17 protein-coding genes and 1 tRNA gene are annotated in these 18,074 nt (G+C 61.2%); 7 read left to right on the top strand and 11 right to left on the bottom strand.

Annotated features, from left to right (window positions below; translation table 11 throughout):
• Positions 1 to 7: 7 nt before the first annotated feature.
• Entirely contained in the window at positions 8 to 1,186 is a 1,179-nt protein-coding gene (locus ACZ9IU_RS02835; protein WP_038539329.1) for a GGDEF domain-containing protein, read from the bottom strand.
• Positions 1,187 to 1,413: 227 nt separating this feature from the next.
• Here ACZ9IU_RS02835 and ACZ9IU_RS02830 point away from each other — a divergent pair, with 227 nt between their 5' ends.
• Entirely contained in the window at positions 1,414 to 1,797 is a 384-nt protein-coding gene (locus ACZ9IU_RS02830) for a hypothetical protein (RefSeq protein WP_038539326.1), read from the top strand.
• Positions 1,798 to 1,826: 29 nt separating this feature from the next.
• Here ACZ9IU_RS02830 and pyrC read toward each other — a convergent pair whose 3' ends face one another.
• Positions 1,827 to 2,864, bottom strand: coding sequence for a dihydroorotase (pyrC, locus tag ACZ9IU_RS02825; RefSeq protein WP_038539321.1), 1,038 nt, complete (start codon positions 2,862 to 2,864; stop codon positions 1,827 to 1,829).
• Between the two features lie 231 nt (positions 2,865 to 3,095).
• On the opposite strand from pyrC, the gene ACZ9IU_RS02820 reads away from it, so the two are divergent.
• Complete coding sequence (locus ACZ9IU_RS02820; protein WP_051899627.1) at positions 3,096 to 4,022, top strand: tetratricopeptide repeat protein; 927 nt, start codon at positions 3,096 to 3,098, stop codon at positions 4,020 to 4,022.
• Positions 4,023 to 4,026: 4 nt separating this feature from the next.
• On the opposite strand, the gene ACZ9IU_RS02815 is transcribed toward ACZ9IU_RS02820, so the two are convergent.
• From ACZ9IU_RS02815 to ACZ9IU_RS02795, 5 genes are all read right to left on the bottom strand, one after another.
• Entirely contained in the window at positions 4,027 to 5,064 is a 1,038-nt protein-coding gene (locus tag ACZ9IU_RS02815) for a 4-hydroxyproline epimerase (protein WP_038539318.1), read from the bottom strand.
• 15 nt (positions 5,065 to 5,079) lie between these two features.
• Positions 5,080 to 5,787: an SDR family oxidoreductase gene (locus ACZ9IU_RS02810; RefSeq protein ID WP_038539315.1), complete on the bottom strand. Its 708-nt coding sequence runs from the start codon at positions 5,785 to 5,787 to the stop codon at positions 5,080 to 5,082.
• An 81-nt stretch (positions 5,788 to 5,868) separates the two neighbouring features.
• Positions 5,869 to 7,401, bottom strand: coding sequence for an ArnT family glycosyltransferase (locus tag ACZ9IU_RS02805; RefSeq protein ID WP_244447464.1), 1,533 nt, complete (start codon positions 7,399 to 7,401; stop codon positions 5,869 to 5,871).
• A gap of 197 nt (positions 7,402 to 7,598) precedes the next feature.
• A complete protein-coding gene (locus ACZ9IU_RS02800; protein ID WP_038539310.1) occupies positions 7,599 to 8,069 on the bottom strand; it encodes a nuclear transport factor 2 family protein in 471 nt (156 codons plus the stop codon).
• Entirely contained in the window at positions 8,066 to 8,698 is a 633-nt protein-coding gene (locus ACZ9IU_RS02795; RefSeq protein ID WP_038539306.1) for a pyridoxamine 5'-phosphate oxidase family protein, read from the bottom strand. The genes ACZ9IU_RS02800 and ACZ9IU_RS02795 overlap by 4 nt, the downstream gene beginning before the upstream one ends.
• 120 nt (positions 8,699 to 8,818) lie before the next feature.
• Here ACZ9IU_RS02795 and ACZ9IU_RS02790 point away from each other — a divergent pair, with 120 nt between their 5' ends.
• Entirely contained in the window at positions 8,819 to 9,736 is a 918-nt protein-coding gene (locus ACZ9IU_RS02790; protein ID WP_038539303.1) for a LysR family transcriptional regulator, read from the top strand.
• A gap of 121 nt (positions 9,737 to 9,857) precedes the next feature.
• On the opposite strand, the gene ACZ9IU_RS02785 is transcribed toward ACZ9IU_RS02790, so the two are convergent.
• From ACZ9IU_RS02785 to ACZ9IU_RS02775, 3 genes are all read right to left on the bottom strand, one after another.
• Positions 9,858 to 9,934, bottom strand: a tRNA-Arg gene (locus tag ACZ9IU_RS02785).
• A 138-nt stretch (positions 9,935 to 10,072) separates the two neighbouring features.
• Entirely contained in the window at positions 10,073 to 11,503 is a 1,431-nt protein-coding gene (locus tag ACZ9IU_RS02780) for a sensor histidine kinase (protein WP_244447546.1), read from the bottom strand.
• 239 nt (positions 11,504 to 11,742) lie between these two features.
• On the bottom strand, positions 11,743 to 13,770 hold the full coding sequence (locus tag ACZ9IU_RS02775; RefSeq protein ID WP_038539297.1) for a methyl-accepting chemotaxis protein: 2,028 nt from the start codon (positions 13,768 to 13,770) through the stop codon (positions 11,743 to 11,745).
• Positions 13,771 to 14,250: 480 nt separating this feature from the next.
• On the opposite strand from ACZ9IU_RS02775, the gene rpmH reads away from it, so the two are divergent.
• From rpmH to yihA, 4 genes are all read left to right on the top strand, one after another.
• Positions 14,251 to 14,385 carry a 50S ribosomal protein L34 gene (rpmH, locus tag ACZ9IU_RS02770; protein ID WP_080719113.1) on the top strand — a complete coding sequence of 45 codons (135 nt, stop codon included), beginning with the start codon at positions 14,251 to 14,253 and terminating at the stop codon, positions 14,383 to 14,385.
• A 28-nt stretch (positions 14,386 to 14,413) separates the two neighbouring features.
• Complete coding sequence (gene rnpA, locus ACZ9IU_RS02765; RefSeq protein WP_038539293.1) at positions 14,414 to 14,806, top strand: ribonuclease P protein component; 393 nt, start codon at positions 14,414 to 14,416, stop codon at positions 14,804 to 14,806.
• A complete protein-coding gene (gene yidC, locus ACZ9IU_RS02760) occupies positions 14,806 to 16,611 on the top strand; it encodes a membrane protein insertase YidC (protein WP_038539288.1) in 1,806 nt (601 codons plus the stop codon). Before rnpA ends, yidC begins: the two co-directional genes overlap by 1 nt.
• A 152-nt stretch (positions 16,612 to 16,763) precedes the next feature.
• On the top strand, positions 16,764 to 17,411 hold the full coding sequence (gene yihA / locus ACZ9IU_RS02755) for a ribosome biogenesis GTP-binding protein YihA/YsxC (RefSeq protein ID WP_038539284.1): 648 nt from the start codon (positions 16,764 to 16,766) through the stop codon (positions 17,409 to 17,411).
• Positions 17,412 to 17,497: 86 nt separating this feature from the next.
• Here yihA and ACZ9IU_RS02750 read toward each other — a convergent pair whose 3' ends face one another.
• Entirely contained in the window at positions 17,498 to 18,055 is a 558-nt protein-coding gene (locus tag ACZ9IU_RS02750) for a fasciclin domain-containing protein (RefSeq protein ID WP_038539280.1), read from the bottom strand.
• Between the last annotated feature and the right edge of the window lie 19 nt (positions 18,056 to 18,074).

Raw genomic sequence — 18,074 nt, 5'->3', positions numbered from 1 at the left:
GAGGGGATCAGGCGGTGGTGCGGGTTTCGGTCAGGTCCACCGGCCGCAGATAGCCCGCGACATGCACGCGGTCGCGGCCGGCCCGTTTTGCTTCGTAGAGCGCGGTGTCGGCAAGGCTCAGCACTGTTTCGAAAGGCTGGCCTTTCGGGGCACCGACCGCCACACCGGCGCTGACGGTGCATTTCAGCATAGCCTCGCCGATGACGATGTCGCGGGCGGCGAAGCGGCGGGAGATGTCGTTGGCGATCCGCTCAGCCCGTCCGGGAAGGACTCCGTCGAGGATCATCACGAATTCCTCGCCGCCAAGCCGCGCGACGGTATGGCGGGTTTTCATGCCGCTCGCGAGGTCTTCGGCAAACAACCTCAGCACCTGGTCGCCGGCGGCATGGCCATGCTGATCGTTGATGGACTTGAACCGGTCGATATCGAAAACGATGACCGCGGTCGACGAACCGAGCGTGCGATGGGCATGCTGCTCGAAGAGAGCGCGGCGGTTGAGAAGCCCTGTCAGCGCATCGGTCATCGCCTCGTGGCGATGGTGGGCCGCCATGCGCCACTGGTGGAGCGCCAGCGACAGCGCGCCGATGCCGGTCATGCCGGCGATGCAGACAGCGATATTGAGGTTTTCGGCCCAGTTGTCGGGCGCGTGGCCCAGCACCCATTGTTGCCCGTCGATCAGGACGACGGCACATAGCGCGAAAGACACCGCGGTGGCGGCGTAGAGCACCGCCATTCCGATGAGCGGTCCCGGCGCCTCCCGGCGTGCCCGCCAATATTGCCTGGCGGTTTCGAGGAGTAGCCCCGCCGTGGCAAGATTCATGACGATGAACCCGAGGCCATCGAGGCCGGCAATCATCAATGGCAGGCCGAAAGTGACGGAAGCAGCGGTAATGGCACCGGCCATGACCCAGGGCCGGGTCCCGCTGCGGAACTGCACCGATGCGGCATAGATCGTGCCGAACCCCGCCATCAGGAACGTGTAGGCGATCGAGGCACCCATGACGTCGGCCTCGACCGTATAGGAACTATAGGCGAAAATGCCCGAGACAGTGAGGCAGAGCGCGATGACAAGGGTAAGAAGGAAGGAATCGGTGCGACGCGAATACCATGTGCCGAACAGCGTCACCATCAGGCACGCCGCCGAGACGCCCAGCGCGAGCAGAAGAGAATGGTAGTCGAGCATCATGCCTAGCTTTCTCTTCGGGTACATCCCCGCGCGAAAATCTTGGGCGCCAAGCTAAGCCCGGATTCTATCCAAAAGGTTACCGGATCGATCACGTGTTATCTGTCCCATCCGAAGCCGTTTCATCAGCAATCTCGTTTATAGATCGCCGCGAACTACACGGAATGGATGTACATCCAGGTCCCGCGTCGCTATGCATTCTCCATCGCACACAGGGGGAGCGTTTCCATATGTCCGTAAATTTTCTTAGGGCATTTCTTGCCGTCGTCGCCATGGTTGCGGTTTCCATTGCCACTCCAGTCCAGGCCGCATCCTATAAGGAACTGGTCAGCCAAGGGTACAAGACGGGCAAGCTGACACGCGGCCCGAGCGGCGCGCAAGGCTGGATCCTATCGAAAGACAAGACCCGAGAATTCTGCCTGATGACAGCGACGTCCGCCTATGTCGGAAAAAACGGCATGGTTGCTTTCACGTCAGCGGGACGCCAGGTCAAGATCGACCGAAAGGTCTTCGAAAGCCATGCCGGCAGCGCAGGCCCCCTACCGCAGCTCGAAGACCTGAATGCCGGTCGGCCAAGCCCGGACGATGTCGGTGTATGCCGCCCCGTGAAATAGGGAGTTGATCTGACGGCTCCGGAGGGACGTCACGCGACGTCCCAGTGCAGCGGGAACATCGGATCGAAGACCGTGATCGGCCCGGCGTCGCTGTCGCGCTTGTCTGGAAACTTCACCGGCTCGTCGCGCTTTTCAAGCGTGATGGTCTCTTCGTTCGGCTTCAGTCCGTACCAGGCCGGGCCGTTGAGCGAGGTGAACGCCTCCAGCTTGTCGAGCGCATTGTCATCCTCGAACACATGCGCGAGGCAGCTCATGGTGTTGACCGACGTGTAGATGCCGGCGCAGCCGCAGGCGCATTCCTTCAGCGGATCGACATGAGGGGCGGAATCGGTGCCGAGGAAGAAGCGCGCATCACCGGATGTCGCTGCCGCCCGCAGTGCGAGGCGATGGTTCTCGCGCTTGGCGACCGGCAGGCAGTAATAATGTGGGCGAATGCCGCCGACCAGGATGGCATTGCGATTGATGATCAGGTGGTGGGTGGTGATCGAACCGGCGAGATTTCCCTTCGACGACTTGATGTAATCGATGCCATCGGCGGTCGTCACGTGCTCCATGGTGACTTTCAGTTCCGGCAGGCGTTTGCGCAGCGGATCGAGCACCGTTTCGATGAAGACGGCTTCGCGGTCGAAGATGTCCACTTCCGGGGTGGTCACCTCGCCATGCACGCAGAGCGGCAGGCCGATCTTCGCCATGCGTTCCAGAACCGGCATCGCCTTGTTGAAATCGCGCACGCCGCCATGGGAATTGGTGGTGGCACCAGCGGGATAAAGCTTCACGGCCGAGATCAGTCCGCTCTTGCTTCCCTCCTCCACATCGTCCGGATCGGTATGTTCCGTCAGGTAGAGCGTCATCAGCGGTTCGAAGCGGTCACCAGCCGGAAGCGCCGCGAGAATGCGCTCGCGATAGGCCCTGGCATCCGAGGTCGTCACCACCGGCGGCACCAGGTTGGGCATGACGATGGCACGCGCGAAATGCCGGCTGGTATCGCCGATCACCGCCTGCAAGACGTCGCCGTCGCGCAGGTGCAGGTGCCAGTCATCGGGGCGGCGGAGCGTGAGCGTTTTCATGGGAAGCTTCCGGACGTGATCGATTTGTCCGCCATAACATCAATGGCTCGGCCAAAACAATCCGATCATGCGAGGAACCTACAATCCAGCAGGCCCGATGCAGATTACTTCTCACGCAAACGTGCGGGATCCAAAGGCTCATCGCGCACGAAAGATGAAAGGCACACGGAACCGGCGCCCGCTAGCAGCGTTCGTTAAGCAATCTGAAGAATCAGTAAATCGGAGCGAACAATGAAATCCCGCTTCTCCAAAGTCAACAGGGGTTTTGCGATTGCCACAGGTACTGCTGCAGCGCTCTGCGCGCTGACCGTTTCGCTAGGCGCAGAGGAGCGGGCCAACCTGCAACTCGCGTCTGCCATGCAGACGGAGTGCGATCGGCTCGCCGGCAGCCCCTACGATCAGCAGCGCAACGGCGAATTCGCCCCGGTCGGCATTTCCGATATAGACGGCACCGCGGTGGACGCCTGCCGCATGGCCTATGACACGACCGGCAACCCGCGCTTCGCCTATCAGCTCGGCCGGGCTCTCAACAAGACCCAGCAGGCCGGCCAGGCGATGAGCGCATATGACATTGCGGTCAAGGCGGGGTATCCCGCCGCCAAGGTCAATTTCGGCATGCTGATGGGCCGGCTCGGCGACGAGCGATCCGAATTCCAGTTCTATACGGAAGCCGCCAACAGCGGCAACGTTCTTGCCGCCTACAATCTCGGTGTCGCCTATCGCGATGGCCTCGGCACCCAGCCGGATGTCAAGCGGGCGCTCAGTTGGTTTGAAAAGGCGGCAGCGGAAGGCGACGATACCGCTGCCTTCAACATTGGCGCGATCTATGACGAAGGCCACCTCGTAGAGCAGGACGACCAGACCGCGATCGCCTGGTACGACCTTGCGGCCCAGCGCGGCAATGCCGATGCAATGATCAATCTCGGGCTGATGTACGAAGCCGGCGAAGGCATCGAAGCAAATGCTCTGAAGGCTGCCGAAATGTACGGCAAAGCTGCCGAGAAGGGCGACGTCTTCGGCGCCTACAAATTCATGCAGATGCAGGAGCTGGGTGTTGTCCCGGGTCCGAGCGCCCCTGCAACGACCGAAGGGGTCAATTCGCTGGTGCTGAAGCCGGGCGACATGGAACAGACGACCGGCAACGGCAAGGAAATCTGAAAGCTCAGATTTCTCCGGCGGACGGCCCCCATACGTCAGTCATCGCAAAGCCGTCCGACAGCGGGTCAAATGGATCGAGTGCGATCTGATGCAGACCGAAGGTGAACCCGCGGCCGGTGATCGTCGGAATGATCGCCGGCTTTCCGGCGACCTCCGTTTCGGACGCCAGTCCCACCTCGAACTGGGAACCGATGATCGACCGTGACTTGAAGACGTCCCCCACCTTTACCTTGCCGCGCGCATGGAGCGCTGCCAGATTGGCGGAATTGCCGGTGCCGCAGGGCGAACGGTCCGCCCTCCCCGGCCACATTGTCGTGCAGGTGCGCACCGTACCGTCGGCCTCCGTATCGCGGAACATCACATAAGCGACGCCTGAGATCGCCGGAATTTCCGGATGCACGACCTCGACCTGCCTGTTGATCAGGTCCTTCAGCACCATGCCTGCCTGGACGAGTGCTGCCGCATTGCCCTTCTCGATGGTCAGGCCGATCTGGCCGACATCCACCAGTCCGTAAAAGATCCCGCCATAACAAAGGTCGAGGGTGATCTCGCCCCATGACGGGGTCTGAACCTTGACGTCGAGTTGATGCACGAAGGACGGCACCATGGTGAGCTTCACCTTCTCGCAGCGGCCGTCGCGGCAGGTTGCCGTTGCCCGCACGAGGCCGGCGGCGGTTTCCAGCGTCACGACGGTCTCAGGCTCCTGCATTTCGACGATGCCGGATTCCAGAAGCGCCGTTGTCACGCAGATCGAGTTCGACCCGGAACTCGCATGTGCCTGGTCCGGCTGCAGGATGATGAAGGCGGCGTCCGCATCAGGATGTTTCGGCGGTAGCAGCAGGTTGACCGAGCCGATCGGCGCTCCGCGCGGCTCGAGGCAGAGGAAGCGGCGAAGTTCATTGCCCTTCGGATCGGTGTTCAGCCAGCGAAGCTGATCGGCAACCGTTTCGCCCGGGATCTTCGGCACGCCGCCGATCGCGACCTTGCCGATCTCACCCTCGCAATGAACGTCCAGCAGCTGGATCGTGCGCTTCCATCTCATCCCATATGCTCCCGATCAGACGTGGCGAGTGATGCCGCCATCAACGCGGATGTTCTGGCCGGTGATGTATCCCGCACCATCCGAAAGGAGGAAGGCGGCTGTCTTCGCAACTTCCTCCACCTGTCCGACGCGCTTCATCGGTACCTTTTCCGCCGTCCCCGGCTTGTGGTCGAGACTGTCGATGAAACCAGGCAGGATGCAGTTCATGCGGATGTTGTCGGCGGCATAACGGTCCGAATAGAGTTTGGTGAAGGCGCCGGCGGCGGCGCGATAGGTGCACGAGACCGGGAAGATCAATGACGGCTCGTAAGCCGCGAAAGTTGTGATGTTGACGAAGGCGCCCTTGCCTTGGCTCAGCATGACCGGCGTCACCAGGCGCGCCATGCGCACCAGAGACAGGATCATCATGTCCGAACCGAGCGTCCAGTCCTCGTCGCTGATATCGAGCAGGTCGCCCTTCGGCGGGTGGCCAGTATGATTGACCACGGCATCGACGCGGCCATAGGTCTTCATGGTGAGGTCGAAAATCGCCTGGATGTCCTCGGCCTTTTCCGCGACGCCCCGCGAGGCGACGCCGCCCAGCTCGGCTGCCAGCTTCTCGCAGCTTTCGGAGGGCGACATCAGTGCAAGCTTGTAACCCTGAGCGTGCAGTTCGCGGGCGATCGCCTCACCCATGCCGCGCCCGCCGCCGGTGATCAGCGCGACCTTTTCCATCTCAGCCATCGGAATCTCCTCTAAGCCTTGTCCGCCTGCGAACAGGTTTCCCGAACAGATATATCAGCCTCGCCGGTTTGCCTACCGTCTTCAGCGAAGCCAGAGATAACCGAGGTTGAGTTGAATTTTACCGTCGCCGTAATAATAAGGCCGGGAGAGGGATTTTGCAGGCGATGGGGTCAGTCCGAGCCTCTCGATCGAGGAAAGATCGATCGACGGCGAGCCAGGCGTCCCCCCTTCATCGGCCCAGATCGCCAGAACTGGCGCTTTCATGGCGTTCGCAGCCGGGAACCCGGCGATCGGCTGCTCCGAATTGATGACCGGCACATCGGGAAACTGTAGCCGCATATTGCCAGCCAGGTTCATGCCGGCCGCAATGATCACCGCCGGTCGACCTTCAGCTTTCAGAGCCTCGGCGACGGAGGCGAACGGATAGTTGATCCGGGTGTAGCCGCCGGTGAGCCCGCCCGTCAGCGTCTTGCCCGCCAGCGGCACCAGCGTCACGAGCATGATGACGGCGAAGACGGGGACGAAGCGCCTGAGATGGGACGTGGTATCGATACCCGCCCGCTCCAGCTTCAGAAGCAGATAAAGCGGCAAAGGCAGAAGATAGGGATCGAGCCAGCGCTCCGTAATCTTGGTCGTCCCTGTGAAAAGGATGACGAGCACGACACCGAGCAGGCCCACCGCCATCATCAGGCCCAGAAGGCGCGTCCAGCGGTCTCCTGCCTTCAGCGATTGCCTGAACTCCCTTTTAAAGGCGACCGCGAAGATGACGACCGTCAGCGCGCCGAACGCGATGCAGGCAAGCATCAGCGAGCCGAGGGCACGTGCAATACGGACGGCGCCATGGGGTGCGTTCGCCTCGACCATCTTGCCGATCGTGCCAGATGTCGCGAGATCGAGGTGGCTGAGAAGCCAGAGGGCGTGCGGGAGGACGATGACCAGGCTGACGATCGCAGTCAGCAGGATGCGCGGATCAAAAAGACGGGGGCGCCATTCCCTGTCGCAGAATACAGCGATGATGGTGGCGGCGGGCAGCAGCGCGAAATTGTATTTCGAGATCGTGCCGATGCCGATCGCGATCCCAATGATCAGGTAGCCCTGCCAATCCGCCCGGACAAGGGTTCGGAAGAGCCCGTAGAGGAACAGCGACGTCGCCATCAGCACTGCGACGGTATGGGTCAGATCCTGCTGTGGCATGTAGGAGAGTTGCGGCAGGGTGAGCAGGCTCAGCATCGCCAGCGCAGCAAAGCCGGGCCGCCTATGGAGTTCGCGTGCCGTCATGCCGAAAAACACGTAGCACAAAAGCAGCAGCAGGAATTTCGGCAGGGTCAGCGAGAAAAGCGAAATGCCGGTCACGCTGACAAAAGCATTCTGAACCCAGTTGTAGAAAGGCGGCTGCGGCCCGTAACCGGCCAGCCAATATTGTGAAAACAACGCCTGCTCGGCCTCGTCCAGCGTCAGCGCGTTGGGAAGCGCCAGGCGAACAGCGACGCTCAGCAAGAAATAGGCGCCAAGAAAAAGCGCCGCAGGCCCAAGGCCACCGGCCAGAAACCCTGCCAACCGGCCGGGTTTTTTCAACTCATCGGAACGCACCGCGTCCACGCTCTCACGATTCATTTTCTCTTCTTCAGGAAAACATCATATGGCAGCACGTGACACGACCTGGGGCGCGGATCAATAGAGCCTCGTGCTCAGCGTTCTATAACTTGGGGGAAATTGACCGCATACGCGTCGGCCAGTGCTCTCCATCGTGTGAGCCGGCAGGCGCGACACACGTAGAACTGCCACAGCCGAGGGAAGCGATCATTCGAGGGTCAAAAGCCCAGATCGCTGAGGCTGGGGTGCTCGTCCGGCCGCCGGCCGAGGGGCCAATGGTAGCGGCGGTCGCTCTCGCGGATGGGTGTGTCGTTGATGGAGGCGAAGCGCCGGCGCATCAGACCGTTTTCGTCAAACTCCCAGTTCTCGTTGCCGTAGGAGCGAAACCAGTTTCCGCTATCGTCGTGCCACTCGTAGGCGAAGCGCACGGCTATGCGGTTCTCGCCGAAGCTCCACAGCTCCTTGATGAGCCGGTAGTCCAGCTCTCGTTGCCATTTGCGCGTGAGGAAACCGACGATCGCTTCACGCCCCTGGACGAATTCGGCGCGGTTGCGCCAAAAGCTATCGACGGTATAGGCGAGCGCCACGCGGGCCGGGTCGCGGCTGTTCCAGCCGTCTTCCGCAAGCCGGACTTTTTCGACAGCCGTTTCCAGTGTGAACGGCGGCAGTGGAGGACGTTGATCGCTCATTGGGTATCTCCAGGGGTGGCAAGGCGAGCCCGCAGCTCGGCATTTTCGGATTCGAGCTGAGCAAGACGTTCCCTCAAGGGACGAACCGCTTCGTTGACTTCTCCCTCGGTGAAGCGAGGCGTGATGTGTTGCGGACAGTTCCAGTCGAAGCTCTCGAGCCGCAGCCGGAAGATGCGCTCGATCTTGGCGCGGTAATTCGGGTCGGTGACCAGCATAGTCAGTTCAGGATCCGCGTCGAGCGCCACCTCTTCGACATGTGCGTAGATCTTCAGCCGGGCGCGATGCGCGTAGTCCATCAGGAAGAGGCTGACCCGGTCGTTCGCTGCCACATTGCCGGTGCTGATGTACTGGCGATTGCCGCGGTAATCGGCAAAAGCCAATGTGCGGTCATCGACCACCTTCAGGAAACCGCTCGGACCGCCCCGATGCTGGACATAGGGCCAGCCGGTTTCCGAAACCGACGCCATATAGAAGCTGTCGCGGGCAGCGATAAAGGCCGCTTCGTTTTCCGTCAGTCGATCGAAGTCGCGATCGCCGTTGAAGTTCTGCCAGATGTGGTCGACACCCATCGTTTTCTGTGCGGCCCGGACGCTGGGCGTTATAGCGATATCCAGAAAGCCATAGGACATGATGGACCTCCTTCAGGTCGGGAGCCGCGATCGGCGAGCTGCCTGAGACAATGCCTCTTTTCACAAATCTGCAGAATAGAGTAAGATTGGAACTCATCTTACCAAAAAATGGAAAAGTGGATGGATCGCTTCGAAGCCATGTCAATGCTGCTGGAGGTAGTGGACAAGGGTAGCCTGTCTGCCGCGGGCCGGGCGCTCCGGGTTCCCGTGCCGACGCTCAGCCGGAAGATCTCCGAGCTTGAGGCATCGCTTGGTGCGCGCCTGCTGATCCGCACGACCCGCAAACTAACCCTGACCGACGCAGGCGCCACCTATGTGACCGCGGCGAGGCGTATTCTCGAACAGGTTGAGGATGCCGAACGCGAGGCAGCCGGCGAGTTCACTGCACCGAAGGGTGAACTGGTCGTCACGGCGCCGGTTATGTTCGGCCGGCTGCATGTGCTGCCCATCGTCATCGACTTCCTGGCACTGTTCCCTGAGATCAACATCCGCCTGCTGCTCGCCGATCGCAACATTCATCTTGTCGACGACCATGTCGATATGGCCGTCCGGATCGGGCTGCTGCCGGACAGCGCGATGGTCGCGACGCGGATCGGATCGATGCGGATGGTCACCTGCGCCAGCCCGGCCCTGCTGGCGGTCGATGGCATTCCGCAGACACCCGAGGACCTTCGACGGATGCCGTGGGTGACGTTCGAAGGGCCAATCCCATCGCCGATTCGACACATGTTATCGACGGGATCAAGCACGACCGCTGAGATGATCACTGCACCCCGCCTTTCGGTCTCGACTGCCGAGGCCGCCGCAGAAGCCGCGATGCGCAATGTCGGGGTGACGCGGCTGCTCCATTACCAGGTGGAAGACGCGATCAAAGCCGGAGCGCTCCGGATCATCCTGGAATCTTTCGAGCCGGAGCCGGCCCCCATCCATCTCATCCACGCCGCGCGCGGCCAGATGCCGCTCAAGATGCGCAGCTTCCTGGATTTCGCGACACCAAGGCTGCGCCAGGCACTCGGCAGGACCAGCTCGGCCACTTGAGGCATTGCATGACTGCGATCGAAAGCCGCGAAACATGGTCGCCGGTTCAATACTTTGAGGAAAATTGTTCGGACCGCTAGACCATGAAAGGACGCCTGTAGCGTCGTCTAGCGGAAAAATATGGCGCACCCGGAGCGATTCGAACGCCCGACCCCCAGATTCGTAGTCTGGTGCTCTATCCAGCTGAGCTACGGGTGCGTCTGCAAGCAGTGCGTGACCGCTTGCGTGGCGATCCTCTAAAACGTCCGCATTCCGATTGCAAGCGATTTTACCGCGGGCAACGTCATTTTGCTGTCACTTCTCGCTCAAACCGTTGAGAAGCAACATTTATTTGCATCAGGCCCGAGCCCGGTAGTCCTCCAGCGACACCGGACGATCGGGAATTTCTATCCTGAACTGCGTGCCGGGGCCGGGTTTCTCCACAAGCGCGATGGTGCCGCCGTGGGCGAGAACAAGCTCGCGGGCGATCACCAGACCAAGCCCGGTGCCGCCCGACCGCGCCGAGCCGCGGAACGCGGAAAACAGGTTTTCGCGGGCCTTTCGGGGCATGCCGGGGCCCGTGTCGTCAATGGTAATGCTGACAACGCTGCCGACGCGATGCGCGGAGACCGTTACCCGGCGAACCATGGACGCATCCTGCGGATCGAAATTCACCAGCGCCTGGACAGCGTTCCGGCAAAGATTATGGATGACGCGGAAAATCTGCTCGCTATCGCAATCCACTTCCAGATCAGCGGCGATCTGGTCCAGGAACTCGATACCTATTTCCGGATCGATCGCCAGCATGTCGCGCACGTCTTGCGCCAGCGCGGCAAAGCGGATGCGGCGGCGGCGGGGTGCTGCTTCGGAGGCTTGCCCATAGGCCAGGACTTCGCTCGTATAACCTACAGCCCGGTCTATGGTGCGCAGCAGTTTCGGTGCGAAACTCCTGACCATCGGATCGTCGACGTCCGTCAGGCGGTCCGACATCAGCTGCGCCGATGCCAGGATGTTGCGCATATCATGGTTGATCTTCGACACGGCGAGGCCAAGATCGGCCAGGTTCTTCTGCTGTTTCAGGATGCGCTGCAATTGCGCCTGCATGGCAGTGAGGTGGCGGCCTGCGACGGCAAGTTCGCCCCGGGAGCGATCGGCGCTAAAGACGCGGGCGGGATCGTCCGGCTGTTCCGAGAAAAGCTGCATGCTATGGGTGAGCCGCCGGATCGGCATGATCATCATGCGGTTGATGGCAAGGAAGATCAGCACCGCGGTGATCAGGGAGATCAATAGCGACAGCAGAAACATTGTCTTCGAATATTTCAGCATGTCCTTGCGCAGGGCGTCATCGGTCATGACCAGTTCGATGATCATGTCGCTGTCGCCGATCGGGCCATAGACGCGCATGACCCGGCGACCGCCGAAGACGAGCGTGTCGACAGCATCGCACATTGCCGAGACCAACGGGGTGTTGGCGAGATCGAACACCTGATCGATCTGGGGCTGCGTGTCCGTGGCAGCCAGCAGCCGCGAGGTGCCGTCCTTGCGCAGCGCGATCACCTTGGTGCCGGTGGCAAGCAGCGTGTCGTCCTGCACGGCGCGGGGGAGTTCAGCGGGCTGCAATCCGTCGATGACGATGCCGGCGGCGGCGGCGGTATCCAGACGATCACGCAGCCAGTTCATCCGCATGGTCGCGACGGAGGGGATGAAGATCAGCACTTCGGCCATCATCACGAAAATGACGGTGAGCCATAAGAGCCTGCCGGAAAGGCCGCGGAAAAGACGCGGCATGGTTTCCGGGCCTGCGCCTTCCGGCGAGGACCCCGAGCGCCCCGAGGTATGAACCTCGTCGTCCATGCGGATCTCCATTTCCGAAATACTGGACCCGCCGGATCGAAGCGGGCACAGGGATGATCAGCCATTCTAGAGCTTCGGCGGTTTTTTACCAGTCCCTTTGCCGCAGTGCAAAAGAGAAAGCGGAGAAGGTTGCCCATCTCCGCTTCCTTATTCGATCGATATGCGAAACTGGATCAGAATTCTTCCCAATCCCCGGCAACGGCTGCCGTTGCGGTGGCCGTTCCGCCGAAAGCCCGCGAGAGTGCGCCAGTCATCGCCTTCACCGGAGAGACGCGCGGCCGATGAACGGCAGCCGCGGCGACGGGCCGCGGGGCCCTGACCGGTTCGGCGACGCGCTCGCTCTCCTGGCCGATGTCGAAATTGGAGACCAGTGCAAACAGGCTATCGGCCTCGGTGGAGAGGGTCTGAGTCGCGGCCGACGTCTCTTCGACCATGGCGGCATTCTGCTGGGTCACCTGGTCCATCTGGTTGACGGCCGTGCTGACCTCTCCAAGCCCGGTCGCCTGCTCGCGGGAGGCGACGGCGATCGAGTGGATATGGTCATTGATGCTCAAAACACGGGTTTCGATTTCCGACAGCGCCTCACCGGTCTTTTGGACCAGCATCACGCCTCCGGCAACTTCCTCGCCGGATTTGCTGATCAGCGCCTTGATGTCCTTTGCGGCACTTGCCGAGCGCTGGGCGAGTTCGCGGACTTCCTGCGCGACGACGGCAAAACCCTTGCCGGCTTCGCCTGCACGGGCCGCCTCGACGCCGGCGTTCAGAGCCAGAAGATTGGTCTGGAAGGCGATCTCGTCGATGACGTTGGTGATCTGCGCGATCTCGCGGGAGGCCTGCTCGATCCGACCCATAGCATCGACGGCGCTGCGCACCACCTCGCCCGACTGGACCGCGCTCTGCTTGGCCTCGCCGACCATGACGGTTGCCTCGTGCGCCCGCTCGGTCGAACTCTTGACGACGGCGGTGATCTCCGCGAGCGCGGCTGAAGTTTCCTCCAGCGCGGCGGCCTGCTGTTCGGTACGGCGAGACAGATCGTTGGTCGCCCGGCTGAGCTCGGCGGCGCTCCCATTGATGGAGCCGGTGGCGGTGCGGACATTGCGCATCGTGCCACGCAGCGTATCCATCGTGCCGTTGACATTATGCTGCAACTCGGCAAACGCACCCTTGAAAGTGCCCCGCATGCTGTCGGTGAGGTCGCCGTCGGCAAGGCTTTTAACGACGCGCCGGGTTTCGGACACCCCGGCATCGACGCTCTCGACGAGCATGTCGACGTCACGGGCGAAGCGGTCGAGGCTCTCCTCGCCCCATTGCTTGTCGATACGGCGGGTGAAATCGCCCTCCGCGGCGGCCGCGACGACGGCCGCCATGCGGGTCTGCAGATCGTCGCTCTTGCCGCGCATGGTCGCTTCGGACGCATTCATGCGCGCGACCTCGATGCCGTTCTTGCGGAAGATCTCGATCGCGGCGGCCATATCGCCAATCTCGTCGGCGCGATCCGCCCCGCCGACGACCGTGTCGAATTCGCCGGCAGCGATGTGTTTCATGGACCGGGTCAGATCGGTGATCGGATGGCTGAGTTGGCGGCGGCCCAGGTAAAGGCCGAAACCGGCACCGGCGGCTACGCCTGCCAGGGTAACCGCGGAGACGAGTATGAAAAGGGTCTGCGTGAAGTCGTTGAGTTCTTCATTAACGGCGGCGAGAACGGCCTTGTCGGTGGCGACGATCGCATCGATCTCGACCTGATAGGCTTTGCGGTTATTTCGGTTGGCATCGTTATTGCCTTGCTCGTTGGCCGCAGCCGGGCTCACCTCCCGGCCAAGGCGGGCCGTCTCGGTCCGAAAGCCGGTGAACTCCTTGGAACGGGCGAGCAGTTTGTCGAATGCGGCACGTTCATCGGTAGGGACGATCTTGTCCCAATCCTTGAGAAGCTTGCCCATTTCATCCAGGTAACCGAGGATGCCGTCGCCGAATTTTCCGCCCTCCTTGATATCCTTCGACATGTAGACGCCTCGGGAGTCCATCACGACGGCCGTGACGAGCCGGTTAAGGTGCTCGCCCTTGTGTGCACGGTCTGCGGCCAGTTCATATTGAACCATCATCTGTCGATATTCCGCCATGGCAAACAGCGCCATGCCGCCAATAAAGCAGGCCACGAGGCTCATCAGACCGACGAGGAGGTTGATTTTCCCTCGAATTTTCATTTCTTTCCCTTCCAGACGGGACCTATCATGTGAGGAAGGGCGGGCCCGCAGCCGGATTCTCTTCCATTCGATGCTAAAATTAGCCTTTAGAAATTAAAGAAATGCTTAGAGGATGGGGGTGCGTCCTGACGAAACGGTTTGGATTTTTCTGGTGCGCCCACAAGTTGCGACATTTGACGTTTGCGTGGTGAGGACCCCGCCCCGTCAATTCCCGCCCCTGTTTCAAGAGGAGATTAACGGCAGTGACAACTGCCGCAGCCAGGCGACTTCGATCGAAGATCACTCCGTTCGGGGATCGCCGGCCAAAAATCCCGGCAGCGATTGACTTTTCCGGCGGAGTCCTCTTATAAGCCGCCCACGTTCAGCTCCGGCGGGCTTGCACGCACGCGGCCGCCTGCGCAGATCGTTTTTCCGAAGCGCTCTTGCCGTCGTGATGACGGCAAACTCCAAGAAGGGCCGCACACCGCGGTATTAAAATAAATGAAGCGTACCTATCAACCGTCCAAGCTTGTTCGCAAGCGCCGCCATGGATTCCGCACCCGTATGGCCACCAAAGGTGGTCGTCTGGTTCTCTCCGCACGTCGCGCCCGTGGCCGCAAGCGTCTCTCGGCCTAAGGCCTGAGATGCCCGAGACGACCGGGCGATGACGACTGAGACAAAGAACGAGAAAACTGTCGGGCGGCTTAAAAGCCGGCCGCAGTTCCTTGCCGTCCGGGAAGGCGAAGCCCGCCGGGGCCGGAACTTCCTTCTGGAAGTCCTTGATCGGAACCAGCCGGACGAAGCGCCGCGCGTCGGTTTCACCGTTACCAAGAAACATGGCAACGCGGTCGAACGCAACCGCATGCGCCGCCGCCTCCGCGAGGTGGTGAGGCAATCTGCCGGATTTGCAATGAAGAACGGACACGACTATGTGATTGTCGCGCGGCGGGAGGTGCTTAAGGCCCCCTTTGCGGATATGACGGCTCAGCTTATCGAGCGTATCGAAAGCAAGCCGAGACCAAAGCGGTCCGAGGAGACCCGTTCCAGGAAAGCATGATGGAAAAGAACCGCAATTACTTCATCGCGATCGCGCTCTCGGTGCTGATCGTTCTTGCCTGGCAGTTCCTCTATATGAACCCGAGGATGGAAGCCCAGCGGCGCGCCGAAGAAGCCAGCCGTGCGCTTCAGGGCGAGAGCGCCCAGCCTGTTTCGCCGGAAAGCCCCGGCGCTCAGAGTGGTTCCGGCGTACTGGGGAACCTGCCTGGTGCGAACCCGGCAACTGCCGCACTCTCCCGCGATCAGGCGCTGGCCCGGTCGCAACGCGTCCAGATCGAGACGCCTGCTCTGATCGGCTCCATCAACCTGACCGGCGCCCGCTTCGACGACCTCAAGCTGCGTGAATATCGCGAAACCGTCGACGAAAAGAGCCCGATCATTACGCTGTTCTCGCCATCCGACACGACGGATGGCTATTTCACTGAAGTCGGCTACATCCCGAATGAAACGATCGGCACCGCTCCCGGTACCGGCACGCAGTGGACGCTCGCAAGCGGCGGCAAGCTGACCCAGCAGACGCCGGTGACGCTGACCTTCACCAACGAGAAGGGCGTCACCTTCACGCGCACCGTCTCGGTCGACGACCATTACATGCTGACTGTTGCCGACAAGATCGACAACAAGACCGCTGCCCCGGTGACGCTGACGCCTTATGGCCGCGTCATCCGCAACAACAAGCCGGCCACGCCTGCCGTCTGGGTTATCCACGAAGGCTTCATCGGCGTAATGGGCGAGAGCGGCAGCCTCAACGAGCATACCTACGCCAATATCGAAAAAGAGCAGTACACCAACGAGAAGGCCAAGACCGGCTGGCTCGGGATCACCGACAAGTACTGGGCTGCCACCATCGTGCCGCCGCAGACGCTGCCCTATGTGGCGCGCTTCTCGCATTTCACCGGCGGTCAGGCGAGCTACCAGGCTGACTACAAGGGCGATGACCTGACGGTTCAGCCGGGCCAGTCGACCGAGATCAAGAACCTCGTCTTCGCCGGCGCCAAGGAAGTGCCGCTGGTCTCGCGCTACGAGACGGAATTCGGCGTTCCGCAGTTCAACCGCCTGATAGACTGGGGATGGTTCTACTTCATCACCAAGCCGATGTTCCAGCTGATGGACTTCTTCTTCCGTCACGTGGGCAATTTCGGCGTGGCGATCCTGCTCACCACCATCGTCGTCAAGACGCTGTTCTTCCCGCTGGCCAGCAAGCAATACGCTTCGATGGCCAACATGAAGCGCATGCAGCCGAAGATGGAAGAGCTGAAAGCCAAGTTCGGTGACGACCGAATGGCCCTGCAACAGGCGACGATGGCGCTTTACAAGGAAGAAAAGATCAATCCGATCGCCGGCTGCTGGCCGGTCGTCCTGCAGATTCCGATCTTCTTTTCGCTCTACAAGGTCATCTATGTCACCATCGAAATGCGGCACGCGCCGTTCTTCGGGTGGATCCAGGACCTGTCCGCCCCCGACCCGACCTCGCTTTTCAATCTCTTCGGCCTGCTGCCCTACGACGTGCCGCATGCCTTGATGATCGGCGTGTGGCCGCTCGTCATGGGCGTTACCATGTTCCTGCAGATGCGCATGAACCCGACGCCGCCGGATCCGACCCAGGCGATGATCTTCACCTGGATGCCGCTGGTGTTCACCTTCATGCTGTCGTCCTTCCCGGCCGGCCTCGTCATCTACTGGGCCTGGAATAACACGCTGTCGGTGACGCAACAGGCAATCATCATGAAGCGCCATGGTGCGAAGGTGGAGCTGTTCGACAATCTGAAGGGCCTCTTCCGACGAAAACCGGCGCCGACAAAATAGCGCCTGCCGATAAACGAATGAGAACCCCGGCTCGTCCGGGGTTTTTCTTTTAGGGAAAGGGCTGAAAAGCCCGAAAGCTTGACATTGCCGGCCAAAACCTTGAAGCCGTGCCCTTCGACAAAACAGGACGACCAGAACCGATGCCCGCAGACATGAGCACGGACGACAAACCGCTATTCGGCCGCCCCTGGATCTTCATCCGCGGCGTACCCTCGATGAAATTCCTGCCCCCGGAAGGCCCGCTGGAAGTCGCCTTTGCCGGCCGCTCGAACGTCGGCAAGTCGTCGCTGATCAATGCGCTCGTCGGCCAGAAGGCTTTGGCGCGCACTTCCAATACGCCCGGCCGGACCCAGGAGCTCAACTATTTCGTGCCGGATGGCTATTCGGGCGCAGGTACCGACCTGCCGCCGATGGCACTGGTCGATATGCCGGGCTATGGTTATGCCAAGGCTCCGAAGGAAACCGTCGATGCCTGGACCAGGCTCGTCTTCGACTATCTGCGCGGCCGCGCGACGCTAAAGCGCGTCTATGTGCTGATCGACAGCCGCCACGGCATCAAGAAGAACGACGACGAAGTCCTGGACCTCCTCGACAAGGCCGCCGTCTCCTATCAGATCGTGCTGACCAAGACGGACAAGATCAAGGAACCAGCCGTGGTGAAGCTGCTGGCCGAGACGCAGGAAAAGATCCGCAAGCATCCCGCCGCCTTCCCGTTCGTGCTCTCCACCTCCTCCGAAAAGGGCAAGGGGATAGACGAGCTGCGCCAGGCAATTGCCGAAACCGTCGGCCGGCCGGTCTGACGCTGTTCTTGAAACGGCGGATCCGGCCGCCTCCAAGGAGAGGCGACCGGATTCTGATGTAAAAGCCCAAAACGCGTGACCGGCTTTTACATTTTCGGGAGCAGGACCTTATCGACCACGTGAATGACGCCGTTCGACTGCTTGACGTCGGCGATCGTCACATGTGCCACGCCACCCATCTCGTCGATGAGCGTGATCTTGCCCATGTTTTCCTTGGCCTTCAGAATGCAGCCGCCAACGGTCTTGACGTCATGGGTGCCCTTGTCGTCCTTGATCATCTTTTCGATGGCCGTGGACATCGCGTCCGCCGCAACCACGTGGCAGGTCAGCACCTTGGTAAGCTGAGCCTTGTTTTCCGGCTTCAGCAGCGTTTCGACCGTGCCTTTGGGCAGAGCGGCGAAGGCTTCGTTGGTGGGCGCAAAGACCGTGAACGGGCCCTTGCCCTGGAGCGTCTCGACCAGACCGGCAGCCTTGACGGCAGCGACGAGCGTCGTGTGGTCCTTGGAGTTCACGGCGTTTTCGACGATGTTCTTGCCTTCATACATCGCCGCGCCGCCGACTTTGGGATTGGCGGCGAAGGCGGTGACTGTGGCGGCGGACAGAACGGTCGCGATGGCGAGCGTGCGGAGTGCGGTCTTCAACATAATGGCTTCCTCTCAACGA

Source organism: Mesorhizobium sp. USDA 4132, assembly GCF_056279545.1.
This window is presented reverse-complemented; position numbering and strand designations above follow the sequence as displayed.